At 63.4% G+C, this 14,603-nt stretch carries 11 protein-coding genes and 1 pseudogene; 7 read left to right on the forward strand and 5 right to left on the reverse strand.

The annotated features are described in order from the left end of the window. Positions 1 to 1,183: pseudogene (locus tag VMR03_RS08250) on the reverse strand (hypothetical protein); the annotation flags it as partial. Positions 1,184 to 1,439: 256 nt separating this feature from the next. On the opposite strand from VMR03_RS08250, the gene VMR03_RS08255 reads away from it, so the two are divergent. Further along, positions 1,440 to 2,582, forward strand: a complete 1,143-nt coding sequence (locus VMR03_RS08255; protein WP_325404097.1) for a mechanosensitive ion channel family protein — start codon at positions 1,440 to 1,442, stop codon at positions 2,580 to 2,582. An 11-nt stretch (positions 2,583 to 2,593) separates the two neighbouring features. Here VMR03_RS08255 and VMR03_RS08260 read toward each other — a convergent pair whose 3' ends face one another. Continuing rightward, on the reverse strand, positions 2,594 to 2,788 hold the full coding sequence (locus VMR03_RS08260; protein WP_325404099.1) for a hypothetical protein: 195 nt from the start codon (positions 2,786 to 2,788) through the stop codon (positions 2,594 to 2,596). 173 nt (positions 2,789 to 2,961) lie between these two features. Between VMR03_RS08260 and VMR03_RS08265 the strand changes: the two genes are divergently transcribed. The 4 genes from VMR03_RS08265 (at position 2,962) to VMR03_RS08280 (ending at position 7,870) form a co-directional block, all read left to right on the forward strand. Continuing rightward, on the forward strand, positions 2,962 to 3,813 hold the full coding sequence (locus VMR03_RS08265; RefSeq protein WP_325404101.1) for an SDR family oxidoreductase: 852 nt from the start codon (positions 2,962 to 2,964) through the stop codon (positions 3,811 to 3,813). Positions 3,814 to 3,836: 23 nt separating this feature from the next. Next, positions 3,837 to 4,715 carry a Ku protein gene (locus VMR03_RS08270; protein WP_325404103.1) on the forward strand — a complete coding sequence of 293 codons (879 nt, stop codon included), beginning with the start codon at positions 3,837 to 3,839 and terminating at the stop codon, positions 4,713 to 4,715. A 9-nt stretch (positions 4,716 to 4,724) separates the two neighbouring features. After that, positions 4,725 to 7,394: a DNA ligase D gene (ligD, locus tag VMR03_RS08275; RefSeq protein WP_325404105.1), complete on the forward strand. Its 2,670-nt coding sequence runs from the start codon at positions 4,725 to 4,727 to the stop codon at positions 7,392 to 7,394. 347 nt (positions 7,395 to 7,741) lie between these two features. Beyond that, entirely contained in the window at positions 7,742 to 7,870 is a 129-nt protein-coding gene (locus VMR03_RS08280; RefSeq protein ID WP_325404107.1) for a hypothetical protein, read from the forward strand. Positions 7,871 to 7,920: 50 nt separating this feature from the next. Here the strand turns inward: VMR03_RS08280 and VMR03_RS08285 are convergent, their stop codons facing one another. After that, the gene (locus VMR03_RS08285) at positions 7,921 to 8,283 is read right to left on the reverse strand and encodes a PRC-barrel domain-containing protein (RefSeq protein ID WP_325404109.1); all 363 of its coding nucleotides are present in this window, start codon (positions 8,281 to 8,283) and stop codon (positions 7,921 to 7,923) included. A gap of 406 nt (positions 8,284 to 8,689) precedes the next feature. On the opposite strand from VMR03_RS08285, the gene VMR03_RS08290 reads away from it, so the two are divergent. Both VMR03_RS08290 and VMR03_RS08295 read left to right on the forward strand, forming a co-directional pair. Further along, the gene (locus VMR03_RS08290; protein WP_325404111.1) at positions 8,690 to 11,233 is read left to right on the forward strand and encodes an HWE histidine kinase domain-containing protein; all 2,544 of its coding nucleotides are present in this window, start codon (positions 8,690 to 8,692) and stop codon (positions 11,231 to 11,233) included. A 221-nt stretch (positions 11,234 to 11,454) separates the two neighbouring features. After that, positions 11,455 to 12,186, forward strand: a complete 732-nt coding sequence (locus VMR03_RS08295; protein ID WP_325404113.1) for a PRC-barrel domain-containing protein — start codon at positions 11,455 to 11,457, stop codon at positions 12,184 to 12,186. A 338-nt stretch (positions 12,187 to 12,524) separates the two neighbouring features. Here VMR03_RS08295 and VMR03_RS08300 read toward each other — a convergent pair whose 3' ends face one another. Both VMR03_RS08300 and VMR03_RS08305 read right to left on the reverse strand, forming a co-directional pair. Beyond that, positions 12,525 to 14,228: a sensor histidine kinase gene (locus tag VMR03_RS08300; protein WP_325404115.1), complete on the reverse strand. Its 1,704-nt coding sequence runs from the start codon at positions 14,226 to 14,228 to the stop codon at positions 12,525 to 12,527. A 131-nt stretch (positions 14,229 to 14,359) separates the two neighbouring features. Further along, positions 14,360 to 14,512 (reverse strand): NepR family anti-sigma factor, encoded by a 153-nt coding sequence (locus VMR03_RS08305; RefSeq protein ID WP_325404117.1) that lies wholly within the window; start codon positions 14,510 to 14,512, stop codon positions 14,360 to 14,362. Between the last annotated feature and the right edge of the window lie 91 nt (positions 14,513 to 14,603).

A 14,603-nucleotide genomic window follows, 5' to 3' on the forward strand; every position in this document is an offset into this window, starting at 1 on the left:
TGCTGCGATGAAGGCTGGCATTGGCGAGCAGCAGGAAGGCGTCGTCCGAACAGGCGGGAGAAGCCAGGTTTGTGCGAACCAGGGCCGAGGCATCGGCGCCGCCGCCCGGAAGGCTGATGAGCGCACCGTGTCCGCAGGCGAAATTGCGCTCCGCTATCCAGCCATTGACCTCGGCAATGTCGTTGGTGAGATCGATGCCGGTCGATTGCCGCAGGCGATCGAGCTCCGTCGGATCGCCATGCACGGCATCGAGCGGCCGGCGCGCTGCATATTCATAGCCCATCGGGATCAGCAGCCCGTCGCCCGCGAAGGCGGCGAGCCAGAGGGCGCGGCGACAGGCGGCCTGAACCTCGTCGGCGCCGTGATATTCGCTTGCGAGCCGCTCGCCGAACGGCGCTTCGGGAAAGGCGATGCTCGGCGCGATGCGGCGCTGGCGGGCGTGTTCCTCGACGAGCCAGGGCGAGCGGAAATCCCACCAGCGCGCCGACGAGAAGACCGCGTCGAAACCGAGGCCGGCGAGTCTCTCTTGTTCGGCGAGCTGCATACCTGGTGTCCAGGCGAGGAAGACGCAGCCGGGCGCGCTCTGCCGCGTCAGCGCCATCAGCTCCTGCCAGACGATGGCGGGTATGCGATCGGGCCGTTTGCAGCGAAAGCCCGATATGCCAAGCCTTGTCCAGGCGACGAGCCGCTCCGCCCACCAGTCGGTCATGGCGCGGGCGACAGCTTCGACGTCGAACCGCACTTCGGCAATGTTGGGCGCTTCCGGTGGATCGCGAGGATCGGGCGGCGCGCCGGCGTCGCGTGCGGCGATGCGAAACCATTCGGGCTGGTGACCGGCCTGCGTGCCGTCGAGGGCGAGCCTGTCGATGACGAGATCGAGATGAAGCGCGAGGCCGCGCGCACGAGCTGCCTCGGCGAGGACGGCGAGGTACTCGTCTGTCTTGCCCTCGCCGACGGCCGGATGAAGCGCGTCGTAATCGGCGGTTAGAAAAATATTTCCATCGGACGACGGTCGGAAGAGCGGCGGCATCAGGACCGTGTTGAAGCCCATCGCTACGCAGCGCTCCATCTCATCGATCAGGCGATCCGGCGACGTCATCAATGGATGCAGGTAGTAGATGCGCCACGCCTTGCGCGTGTCACGATCTCGAACGGTCGATGGCGACGCGGAAAGCGACTTCATAGGCAAGTGCGGCCATGGGGCAGGAGGGCGGTCTGTTAGTGAACACGCGGAGGAGGGAATCGTTCCGCCGCTGCCACGAAAGCCCGCAGGATTCCGCCGCGATTTGCGGCCTCGTGTGAGCAAGCGATGCAACCCGGAGCAAGTCCCGCCGTTAGAAAAGAAGGGTGCTCGTCTGCGCCGCGCCGGCGCTGCACCCATCCGTCCCACGCCACGTGAACAAATTCGCCGCGAACCAACCACAACGGAGAAATCCAAGATGACCGACACCTGGCCGGCCGTTCTTCTCGCGCAGTTACGTCATGGGTTCGCCTGGGTCCCGGATTGGGTTTTCGGCGTCTTTCTGCTTGGGCTGATGACGGTGCTTGCGGTGGTCGTTCACAGCCTTGCCGTCGATCTGCTGGACAAGTGGGTCGGCGCCCGCAGCCGTTACCTCAGGGCCTTTCTCTTGCGCACCCGTCTGCTGTCGCGGCTCGCCTTGCTGATCTTTGCCTGGAGCGCGGTCATCAAGGTCGCGCCCTTCCCGGAACAGATGACGGAACTGGTCTCGCAGGCGCTCCTGGTTGCTTTCATCGTGCTGATGGGGTGGACGGTGCTGACGATCGCCGGCATCGCCGCCGATCTTTACGTTTCTCGCTTTGCAATCGACACGGCCGACAATCTACTTGCCCGCAAGCACGTGACGCAGGTGCGTATCCTGCGCCGTGCCGCCAATACGCTGATCGTGGTGGTGACGACAGGCGCGGTGTTGATGACGTTCGAGGCCGTGCGCCAGTATGGCGTCAGCCTCTTCGCCTCGGCCGGTGTCGCTGGCATCGTGGTCGGCTTCGCGGCCCGGCCCGTGCTCGCCAATCTGATCGCGGGTATTCAGATCGCGATGACGCAGCCCATCCGCATGGACGACGCTGTGATCGTCGAAGGCGAATGGGGGCGAGTCGAGGAAATCACCGGCACCTATGTGGTCATCAAGATATGGGACTGGCGGCGTTTGATCGTGCCGATATCCTATTTCATCGAGCATCCGTTCCAGAACTGGACGCGTGAAACGGCCTCGCTGATCGGCTCGGTCTATCTTTATGTGGACTACTCGACGCCGGTGGATCGCGTGCGCCAGAAACTCGCCGAATTCGCCAAGGCGTCCAAGCTCTGGGACGGCGACGTGGTCAACCTTCAGGTGACGGATGCGAAGGACAGAACGATTGAACTCCGCGCGCTGGTCAGCGCGCGGTCTTCCGGCGAGGCATGGGACCTGCGCTGCGAAATGCGCGAGAAGCTGATCGATTTTCTTCAGCGCGACTATCCGCAGTCGCTGCCGCAACAGCGTCTGCAGATCGGCGACTTCGACGGAGCGTTTCACGGAGCGGAGCGCGGCCAGCCGGTCGGCGCGAGGCCATCCGACTAGCCGCGACGTCTCTATTCCTCCACGTCGCCTTCTTCGGCGGTGTCTTCCTCTTCGTAGTCGTCGTCCCTGTCGCAGTCCTCGAGCTCGGCGCTTTCCTGGCCCTTGCCTGACTTGACGGGCTGCGACATCGCGGGTGGGTCGCTCGCCGGGAAAGAATCCTCCAGCGCCTTCTCGAGTTCGTCTTCGGCCTTTTTGGAGTTGGGCATTCGCGGCTCCTCTCGGTTCCCGTGGGGACACTCTCTCGTTGTTGAAACGCGGGCCTGTCGCGGGCGGTTCCGTCGCTTCGCGGGCGGGCGAGGCGGAACAAGCATCGGCGTTCGGGGTTTCAACAACGCGATGCGCCGGGACGAGATGGCAAAGCATGTGAACGGAGTTCGGAATGCCGGAACAATTGCAGCCGCCGCAGAAGCAAAGCCGCCAGCCGGGCGTCGAAGAGGAGATGCGGCCCGAGCCCGATTACCGGCCAAGGCATCCGGGCGCGGGAAAGCTCAAAGGCCGCGTCGCGCTCATCACGGGTGGCGATAGCGGCATCGGCCGTGCCGTGGCGCTCGCCATGGCGCGCGAGGGGGCTTCGATCTCCTTCGTCTATCTGGACGAGCATGAAGACGCGGAAAAGACGGAAGCTATGATCCGCGAAGAAGGTAGCGATGCGTTGCGGATTGCCGGCGACGTCGCGTCCGAGGATTTCTGCCGGCTGGCCGTCGAGGAGACGGTGAAAGCCTTCGGGCGGCTCGACATTCTGGTCAACAACGCCGCCGAGCAGCATCTGCAAAGCGATCTGACAGACATCAGCGCGGAGCAACTCGAACGCACCTTCAAGACGAATATCTTTGCCTACTTCCATATGGCCAAGGCCGCGCTCCCTCATCTCGGCGAAGGCTCGTCGATTGTCAACACGACCTCCGTCACGGCCTACAAGGGCAATCCGACGCTCCTCGACTATAGCTCGACCAAGGGCGCCATCGTGTCCTTCACGCGGTCTCTCTCCGTCTCGCTGATGGAAAGGGGCATCCGCGTCAACGCGGTCGCGCCCGGACCGATCTGGACGCCGTTGATTCCGGCCTCCTTCGACGAGGATAAGACCGCAAAGCACGGTCTCAACGCGCCGATGAAGCGCGCCGGCCAGCCGAACGAGGTGGCGCCGTCCTATGTCTTCCTCGCCAGCGACGACGCCTCCTACATGTCCGGCCAGGTGCTGCATCCCAACGGCGGAACGATCGTCGATTCATGAGACGCTAATGAAGGAGAAGACCCATGGCCGCGCGCCCGAGCTGGAGAGGCTATCTGAAACTGTCGCTGGTTTCGTGCGCGGTCGAGCTCTATCCCGCCTCGACGCGCAGCGACAAGATTTCCTTTCACATGCTCAACCGCGAAACGGGAAACCGGTTACGCCAGCAGATGATCGATGAAAAGACCCACAAACCGGTGGACACCGACGATCGCGTCAAGGGTTATGAGGTCGGAAAGCGGCAGTATATCACCGTGGAAGACGAGGAGCTGGAGGCGATCGAGATCGAAAGTACCAAGACGATGGAGATCGAGAGCTTCGTCTCGGAGGAAGAGATCGATCCGATCTATCTCGACGGCGCGCATTACCTGGTGCCGGAAGACAAGGTGGCGGAAGAAGCCTTCGCCGTCATCCGCGACGCGATGCAGGCGAAGAAGATGGTCGGCATCGCCCGCGTCGTGCTGCACCAGCGCGAAAGGATCATGATGCTGGCGCCGCGCGACCGCGGACTTCTTGCGATCACCATCCGCTACCCTTACGAGGTGCGCGAGGCCGATCCCTATTTCGACAAGATACCGAAGACGAAAGTCCCGGCCGAGATGCTCGACATAGCGAGCGACATCATCGAGCGAAAGGTCGCGAAGTTCGACCCGAAGACTTACGAGGACCGCTACGAGACTGCGCTTACCGAACTGTTGCAGGCCAAGAAGGCCGGGCGCAAGATCACGCACAAGAAGATCGGCGAGCCAAAGCCCGCCGGCAATCTGATGGACGCGCTGAAGAAGAGCCTCGCCGGCGAAAGCGGGCGCCGTAGCCGTCCGGCGGCACGCGCCAAGCCGGCCCCCCGTCGCACCCGCGCGCCGGCCCACCGGACAAAGGCAAATCGCGCGCGGAAGCGCGCATGACGAGGCCGCATGGACAGTCTTCACAAGTATAATACCAAGCGCGATTTCACGAAGACGGCCGAGCCGAGCGGAAAGGCGCGGGCGAAGTCCCGCGCCCGCAGGCATGCCGGCGACGACATATTCGTCGTACAGAAACACGATGCGACGCGCCTCCATTACGATTTCCGCCTGGCGCTCGACGGGGTGCTGGTGAGCTGGGCCGTGACCAAGGGGCCGAGCCTCGTTCCCGGCGAGAAGCGTCTGGCCGTCCATGTCGAGGACCATCCTTACGACTATGCGGGCTTCGAGGGCGTAATCCCGGAAGGCAATTACGGCGCGGGGCCGGTGATCGTCTGGGATCGTGGGCATTGGCACCCGGAAGGCGATCCGCATAAGGGGCTGAAGAAGGGCCATCTCGATTTCACGCTCGACGGTGAGAAGCTGAAGGGCCGCTGGCATCTCGTGCGAATGCGCGCGCGACCGCACGAGAAACAGGACCCCTGGCTGCTCATCAAGGGCGACGACGAAGCGGCCAGACCGAAATCCGCAAAGGACATTCTGAAGGCGGAACCGCGATCGGTGCTGACGGGCCGTCTGGTCGAGGAGGTCGAACAGGGAAAGCCGGCGCCGTCGAAAAAAAGAACGGCCACAGCAAAGGCGTCGCCGAAGAAAAAGGCGTCGCCGAGAACCGGGGCCAGCGCAAGGGCGAAGAAGACAAAGGCGAAGTCCGCGAGCGGCGGCGCGAAAGGCAAGGAAGACCGGCTGCCGGACTTCGTCGCGCCTTGCCTTGCGACGTTGGTGTCGGAGCCGCCCGAGGGCGAGGAGTGGGTTCACGAGATCAAATTCGACGGTTACCGGACCGAAGCCCGGATCGACAACGGCAAGCTGCGTTTCCTGACGCGCACCGGCCTCGACTGGACCAGGAAATTCGGCCGCCTCGCCGAGCCCTTCGCGGCGCTTTCCGCGCGCACGGCGCTGATCGACGGCGAAATCGTCGTCGAGACCGAGGATGGCGCCTCCGATTTTTCGGAGTTGCAGGCGGCGCTGAAAGGCGGCGAAGACGAACGACTCGTCTATTACGCCTTCGATCTTCTTCATCTCGACGGAGAGGATCTGCGACGCCTTCCGCTCGCCGAGCGCAAAGCGCGGCTGAAGGCGCTCCTCGCCGGTGTCAATCCTGAAGGCGCGCTCCGTTACAGCGAGAATTTCACCGAGGAGGGCGAGTTGATGCTCCGCCATGCCTGCCGGATGAAGCTCGAGGGCATCGTCTCGAAGCGCGTGACCGCCCCCTACCGCTCGGGACGAGGCATGGACTGGCAGAAGAGCAAATGTGCGGGCCGGCAGGAATTCGTGATCGTGGGATATTCCCCCTCGACCGTGACGGCGCGTGCGGTCGGCGCATTGGCGGTCGGCTATTTCAATGGCGACGACCTCGTCTATGCCGGGCGCATCGGCACCGGCTATACGCAGAAGACGGCGGGCGAACTCTGGCGCGCGCTCCACCCGCTGGAAGGCGCCAGGCCGCACTTCACGAACGAGGAGGCGATCGAGGCACCGCGCAAGACGCGCTGGGTCGAGCCGAAGCTCGTCGCCGAAATCGAGTTTCGCGGCTGGACGGGATCGAACGTGCTGCGCCATGCTGCCTTCAAGGGCCTTCGTCAGGACAAGGCGGCCCGCGACGTGGTGCGCGAAGACCCGCCCCAGGCACCGCCGAAGGAGAAGCCGATGCGCAAGACGGCGGCGAAGAAATCCACGCGGAAACGTGCGGCGAAAAAGCCGCCCGCATCGTCCGCGCAAGGTGCCGATCTTGCGGACGCATTGACCCATCCAGACAAGTTGCTCTGGGCGGATGCAGGCATTACCAAGCTCGATCTCGCCGAATATTACAGCGAGATATGGGACTGGATCGCGCCGCATATCGTCGGCCGGCCGCTGGCGCTCATTCGCTGCCCCGACGGCACAGCGAAGAAATGCTTCTTCCAGAAACATGCCTGGGCGGGGCTTGATGAAAACCTGGTGCATCGACACAAGGCCGGCGGCGACGAGGTGCTGTCGATCGACAGTCCCGAGGGGCTTGTGGCGCTGGTGCAGGCGGGTGTGCTCGAAATTCACCCCTGGGGCACGACCGTCGCCGATATCGAGCACGCGGATACGCTCACCTTCGATCTCGATCCCGACGAGGGGCTCGACTGGAAGGATGTCGTCAGCGCGGCGAAGAAGGTCCGCTCACGCCTCGAAGACGCGGGGCTCGCGGCGTTTCTGAAGAATACCGGCGGAAAAGGGCTTCATATCGTGACGCCGCTCGCGCCTTCCGTGCCATGGGACGAAGCCAAGGCGTTTGCGCAAAGCATCGCGGATGCGATGGAGGCCGACGAGCCCGACCGCTTCGTGGCCACCGTTTCAAAGCGCGCCCGCGCGGGAAAGATTTTCGTCGATTATCTGCGCAATGGACGCGGGGCGACGGCGGTGGCCGCCTATTCGACGCGGGCGCGGGCGGGCGCTCCCGTTTCGACGCCGCTCGCCTGGGACGAACTGACGGTGCGCATCCGCCCCGATCATTTCAACGTCAAGAATTTACGCCAACGCCTCGCCCGTCTGAAGCGGGATCCATGGGCCGATTTCCGCGCCTCGGCGCGTCCCTTGCCCGGGAGCGGCTCGAAAAATGCGACGCCGGCACGGAAGAAGCGCACCCGCAGATGAAACGGGCGCGCTCGCCATGCGTTGGCCCCGTATGACGATCGAGCAATCAGACAGGCGTGCGGGACCGGGGATACCGCCGGGCCAGCCGCCCGGGCCGGCATCCGATCCGGAGCCGCATCTGCCGCCGCAGGAAATCCCCCCCGATCCAGGGCCGGATACACCTCCGATCAAATTGCCGCCGGACGTGCCGCCCGGAAGTCCTCCGGAAATGCCGCCCCAGACGCCGCCGGTCGAAGAACCCGAATTGCCGCCGGAGCCGAACATGCCGCCTCATGTTCCCCCGACGCCGCCGGTGCCGCCGCCCGGCCCCACAATGTCAACGATAGCAAGCGCTGCGAGGTGACCGAATGCGACAGGAAATCAGTACCGAGAAGGCGCGTCAGGGAAAGACGCTCAATCATATTCGCTATGTTCTCGCCATCGGAACGGCGCTGGTGATCGTCGGCTTCGGGATCGCTTATCTGGTCGCTGTGTAAGAACGGGAGAGAGCCATTCCATTGGCGCCTCTCCCGCGCATCGTCCCGCCTCAGCTCCAGTAGGGTGGCACATTGTAGTAGCTGTGGATTTCGTCCCGCCACAGCGTGTCGTCCTCGGTCAGTTCGGAACGACCGAAGCTCGGCGCCTTCATCAGCGTGTCCTTGTCGAGCGGGACCAGATAGCCACCCTGTTCGGTATCGTATTTGAGCAGCGACCAGGGGACCGGATGAAACTTCTCGCCGATGCCGAGCAGCCCGCCAAAGCCCATGATCGCATAGGCGACCTGTCCGTCGACCTTGTGAATCATCACGTCTTCGACCTGGCCGAGATGCTCGCCGACGAGATTGTAAACATAGGTTCCGGAAACCTTGCTTGCCGCGACGAGAGAGTTCTTGCTGATCTGAACGTTCATATTGTCCGCCTCCACATACCGGGCGCGATTGGCCGCGCCCTTCCTGTTGACTGAACAGAGGGCCGCGACTCCGGGTTCCGGACGTTCGGCCGATAAAGTCCCGCGTCCAGCCCGATTTCCGGCGAAATGCTGCTTTCCCTGTTTATTTGTATAGATAAGCGGCCATAAATGGGCGATCGCCGGGAAAGGCGCCTCATTTCTTGCTCCGGGATAATGCCGTCAGGTTCCACTTAGGCTATTCTTGACAATGGCACGTCACCGGGCGGCACGGATGGTGGATGTCAGGATGATTTCGGCAGGCGGAGCCGACGAGCAGCGATCTTTCGCTGATCGTCGGGCCCCGTGTGCTGCGTCTCCCGATCTCTTCTCCTCATGAGCCGCTCGATTCCGACGCGTGGTATTGAGAATGCGCTCGCGATCCTCCGCGGGGCGGCCGCATCTGCGATGCGGACTCCCCACGGTTGAACCCAGGGGAACGACGATAGCAACGTTCGAAACTATTCAGCCGCATGGCGCGGCGCTTGTGCTGCAACTGCCCGAATGGATCGTCACCCATGCGAGCGGCAATCTGGAATCCATCTTCGGTGCCGATCCGCATGGCGTGATCGGCAAGCCGATCGGCGAACTGATATCGCGGCAGGTCATCCACAGACTGAGGAACATTCTGCAATTCGTCATGGCCAACGGGGAGCCCGAGCGCCTGACGAATGTCGCGATGGGGTTTCGCCGTGCGCGGTTCGACCTGTCCCTTTATGCCGACGAAGGGCGCGCCGTCATCGAAATCGAACCGCGCGATCGCGGGCAGAGAAGCGGCGAGGAGGCTTTCTTCCTGCTTCGTGCGATGCGATCGCGTTTGAGAACCGCCTTGTCGCCGCAGGATATCTGCGAACGTGTCGCTCGCCATGTCAGATCCGTCACCGGCTACGACCGCGCCATGGTGGTGCATTTTCTCGCGGATGGCGGCGGCGAGGTGGTGGCGGACGCCTGCAAACGGCAATTGCCGTCGCGACAGGGCCTGCGTTACGACGCCGAATCCATGGCCGGCCAGGCAAGATCGCTGATCGAGACGGCGCGGTATTGTTATATTCCCGACACCGCCTCCGCCCCGGCCCCCTTCGTTCCGGACGCCGTGCCGCGCGGCGGACTTGTGGGGCTGAGTGCCCTTGGCTTGCGGAGCATTTTACCGTCGCAGGCTGAATATCTTCGCCGGGCCGGCATCGGCGCCACCTATGTGTTCAAGATCGGATCGGTGGATGAGCCCTGGGGCGCGGTGATCTGCCAGAATGAGGAGCCGCGCGCCATTTCGTCCGAGACGAGATCGACGCTCGATTTCTTCTCGAACGGTGTCGCCCTGCAGATCGGCTATCTCGCCACCGCACAGATGCTCGGCGAGCATGCGGCCGTTCGGGAGACGCGTTCGAAGCTGCTGCGCGACCCTCATCTCGATCTGGAACCAGACGAAGATTTGTCGGCGCTCTTCGCCGCGCTGAGCCGCTATTTTACGATCGACGGCATGGGATTCTGGAACGGGATGCGTCTGCGAACCCAGGACCTCGCGCCGGAGGAGGAGACCGCGAATGCGCTGATCGATCTTTTGGAGTTCGAGGAGAATATCGTCTTTCACGCCGACGCCCTCGCCGATGCGCTCGGACCCGGCTTTTCCCGCGACGCCGTAGCCGGCGTTCTGGCTCTGCGGGCGACCGACAATCCGAGACGTTATCTTCTGCTGTTCCGGGCAAAGGCGGAAGCAACGATCCGTTGGGGACAAGCCGACGGCGTCGACCCCTCCTCGATACGCGAGGAACCGGTTGCCGGACGCTCCGAGCCATGGAGCGAACGGGATATCGAGCTTGCCTACGCGCTGCGCGGCAAGCTCCTCAAGACCATGCTGCGTCGGAAGAACGTCGCGGAGCAGGAAAGCTCCGCCCGCCTGGGGCATCAGGAAATCATCATTGCCGAACTCAATCACCGGGTGAAGAATCTGTTCGCGGTCTTTCAGTCGCTGGTGACGAAGACCGGCCAGAACGCGCAGACGCCGGAGGAGTTTCGTCAGACGCTCAGTGGCCGCATCCGCTCGCTGGCGCTCGCCCATGATCAGGTGTCCAATGCCGCCGTCATCTCTGTGCGTCATCTCGTCGAGGCCGAACTGGCGCCGTTTGTCGCCGGGGCGCGGAGCATCGCCATCGACGGTCCTGACTTGTCCTTGGCGCCTCGTGCGGTTGTCGTACTCGCACTCGTGCTTCACGAACTTGCGACTAATGCGGAAAAATACGGCGCCTTCGCCCATGTCTCAGGTGAGCTCGCCGTGCATTGGGAGCACCGGGAGGACAGCGGCATAGAACTGGAATGGAGGGAAGGGGGCGTGGAAACGATCGCCGCGCCGGAACGTCGCGGCTTCGGATCGACCGTTATCGAGCGGATGATCCCGTTCGAACTGAAAGGAACGGCGGATCTGCGTTACTTGCCGAGCGGGCTTCTCGCCCGTTTCGCGATCCCCGCCGAATTTGTCGTCGAGGCACCGTCAATGACGGTCAGGCCGGTGGGCAAATCGCCCGCGCCGGTCGGAGCCTGGAAGATCGCGGCGCAGCGTGCGCTTATTGTCGAAGACAACATGATGATCGCGCTCGAGGCGGAAGACATGCTGCGTCGTCTCGGATTTGCGCGCGCCGATATTGCCGCGCATCGGGAGGATGCCGAGGATCTGATCCGCGAGAACGCTTATGACGTCGTGATTCTCGATCTCAATCTCGGCGGCGCGACATCCCTGCCGTTGGCAGACGAACTCCGCCGCGCCGGCACCCCCTTTCTGTTCGCGACCGGATATGGCGAGAGGATGGAGCTGCCGGAACGCTTCGCGGATATCCCGATTGTCGCAAAGCCTTATTCCGACGAGTCTCTTTCGAGGGCGCTTGACGTCGTTCTCGGAAAAGAGAAAAGCGCGACGGCATAAGGGCCGATTAATCCGGGGCACACGGCGTAATCCGGAACGAAACATATCTCCCGTCGTTGAATCCCGAGAGTTTGGAAAAACCTCGAAGGGAGACTCACACCATGAAACGGCTTCTTACAGGGTCAGCATTGCTGACCGTCCTTCTCCCCGTAGCTGCCTTCGCGGCAGGGAGCGACACATCCGGCGCATCGTCTCAGCCGATGAATTCCGGCTCCGGCTCCATGAGCGCTCCGACCACGACCGGTCGCGCGCAGGTCGCACCCAATGCCGCAGCCTCGCAGGACGTCGTCACGCAGTCGAATGGCGTCGCCGTGATCTCCGGCAGCGCGCTCAGTGCGCGTTATCTGCGCGGGGCTTCCGTTCTCGGCGGCGACAACCAGAAGATCGGCAGCATCGACGACATCGTCTTCGATTCTTCCGGGAACGCGCAGCTTGCCCTGATCTCGGTCGGCGGCGTCGCCGGCATCGGCGGCAAGAGCGTCGGCGTCAATTTCGGCGACCTTACCTTCTCCGGTCAGGACGCCAAAGAAAAGACCGCGCAGCTTGGTTCCTCGGCGGATCAATTGAAGTCCGAGACGGCGTTCGACAAGGAAAAGCTGGCGTCGGGCCAGGTGCTGGCGAGCAACTATCTGGGCAGCAGCGTGAAGCTCGCCGAGAGCGACGACAACGGCAAGCTGTCTGACGTTATCCTGGACGGCAAGGGCCATGCGCGCTACGCCGCTATCGACTTCGGCGGCTTGCTCGGCGTCGGCAACAAGCGTGTCGCCGTTGCGTATGACAAGCTGGGCCAGCCGATCAAGGATCAGCCCATACCGCTGCAGCTTTCCAAGGCCGATCTGAACGCCGCGCCGTCCTTCGTCTATGCGGCCGACGAGACGACGTCGTCGATCATGGGCTCGGGGGCGACCCCGGATGCGAAGTCCGGCGATCAGTCGATGCCGGCGCGCCAGTAGGACGATCCGGGATTAACCACGGACCCCACGACCGATTGCGAAGGCCCGCCCCCGTGGCGGGCCTTTTTTTTGGCGCTCGTTCCGAAAGCGGAACAATGGAAAGCCGACAATCGGCTCCGGAGAGCGGACTCTGCAAGTCTGATTAAAAAAGAGGCGATGCTTGAAGGGGAGGGTCCGAAGTGGACCCCGATCTGGCACGGGGGGGCACGGGGGGACGATAAATGCCGGATCGGGGTCCTTCGGCACCCGCGTCAACTGGAAGCGGGTCGGCCAAAGCTTGTTTCGAACATCCATACAACGTCGGCCTCTGGGCGTCGGTTCCATGCGGCAAAAAATAATTATGGGGCTCCCGGACGCCGGCCGGCCCCTTCCAGATTTGGGATCGAGATGGTGATCCGGGTACGGTCCGGGTCGATGGTCTGGGTCCCGCCGAGCTGCCGCACCAATCCCGACAGCAGGCTTAACCCGTTCCGTTTTGCGCCGTCCTCGGAGAGCTCGGGGAAAAGTAATTGGTCCCCCTCGACGATCAATATGGCGCCCGTACCCGCACGCCGCAGGATGATGCGCATTCCCTCGAGCATTGGCTGCCCGTCGCGACGGAAGACGACCTCGCCGATGACCTCGGTGACCAGGAAGGCGAGCGGGACGGCGATATCCGCCGAGGCATCGAGATCGTCGGCCTGAACGACGAGGATCGGCTCGCTTCCCGCCTCGCGCAAGCTCTGTTCGGTCGCGGCGCAGAGATCCGTGAGCAGGATGGAGAGCTTGACCGACCGCAAGTCGTCGCCCTGATAGATGGCCCCGTGGACGAGGCCGAGAGCGGTGACCCGGCGCTGCACCTCGGCGAAAATCGCGGTTTCGGAAGCCGTCTCGGCGCGGCCTCTTTGCAGGCTCATCAGGCTGTTGACGATCTGCAGATTGTTCCGCACGCGGTGGTGAACTTCGCGGGTCAACGCCTTCTGCTGGGCGACGGACTCCCTCAGCGCCTCGTCGCGGGCGAGGATCGCGTCCGCCATGCGGTTGAACGTGTCCGCCAGCGATTGAACCTCGCCCGGCAGGTCGTCGATGTCGCGGATTCGTGCGTGAACGTCGCCGTCGGAATAGGCGACGATGCTGCGCCTGATCCTGCGCAGGGGCCGCGTCACCAATCGGCTGACGCCGAGCGCGGCCGTGACGAGAGCGGCGAGCCACATCAGCAGGGCGGAGGCCGCGTTGCTGTAGAGAAGAAAATGCGCTGCATCCCCGATTGTCGAAATGGGGATGCCGAAAACCGCGAAGACATCGCCCGCGAGGGGCATGAGCACGTAGCGTCTTTCGATGCCGTCCCGGCCCTTGGCGTCGAAGACGCCGGAGGTCCGCGCGTCCTCCTCGGTTCCGAGCGGGTCGGGCGGAAGCCATGTGTCGGCGGACGTCTGGTTCGATCTGCGGGCGAGCGTGCGCCCGTAACGGTCGAGCACGACCATGGCGCCGCCTTCCGGCAGAACCACGTTGCGCATCGCATGCTCGAGCGTGGTCGCGCGGATGGTTGCCGCCAACACGCCGACGACGTCGTTGGCCTCGTTCGTCATCGGCATCGTCGCGACCACCGCCGGCTCTTCGCCCGGCGCGGTTTCAGCCATGCTGACGCTGAAAGGCCGGCCCCGCAGCGCGTCGGCGAACCAGTTCGGAAATGGCGCCGGCAAGCCGCCTTCCCCCTCGATGCCCGAGCAGAGCGGCCGCCCCTCGCGATCGAAAAGCACGATATTCATGAAATCGGGGAAGGTGTGGAGCAACTCGACGAGCGTGCCGCGGCATTGCTCCACGCCGCCGGCATCGTCAAGCGGCATCGCCTTGAGTACGGTCAGCAGGGTTTCCGCCCGGCCGATCGTCGCCTCCTCACGGCGCAAAGCATCCTCGCCGGCCGCCACCGCGCCGGTCGCGATCTGGCTACGATAGTGCTGGTACCCGAAATAGGCATTGACCAACGCTATTGTGCCGATCGGCAGTAGGGTGAAGCTGAGCAGGAAGACGAGACGGGCACGGAGCGATTTGATGCCGCGCACAACCCTTTGCCGCGCATTGCGCGCGGCTTCCGGAAAATCGTTCCGTCCCGAGGTCAGGGAAGAATTTGTTTCGGACGTATCCAGGGCTCCACGTCCCGGCCTTTCGGCCTCTCTCCAGGTGAAATCAGGACTTAGAAGTCAGGTTCGGATATCTGATCGAGCTTTTTCATCAGCTCCGCGAGGTCATCCGGCACGGGCTCCTGCACCACGTCCTGATAGACGCGCCGCAAACTCCGCCCCAGCGCCTCGCGCCGTTGCTTCGCCTCTTCTTTATTTACTACCATACGAGAAGCCGATTCCGAGGGGGTTCCCCGTTTCCCATTACCTGACGTCATATCAAGAACTCAGCCGCCGTTGCGGCACTGGAGTGAAGCC

The organism is Parvibaculum sp. (assembly GCF_035511255.1).
Lineage (GTDB): Bacteria > Pseudomonadota > Alphaproteobacteria > Parvibaculales > Parvibaculaceae > Parvibaculum.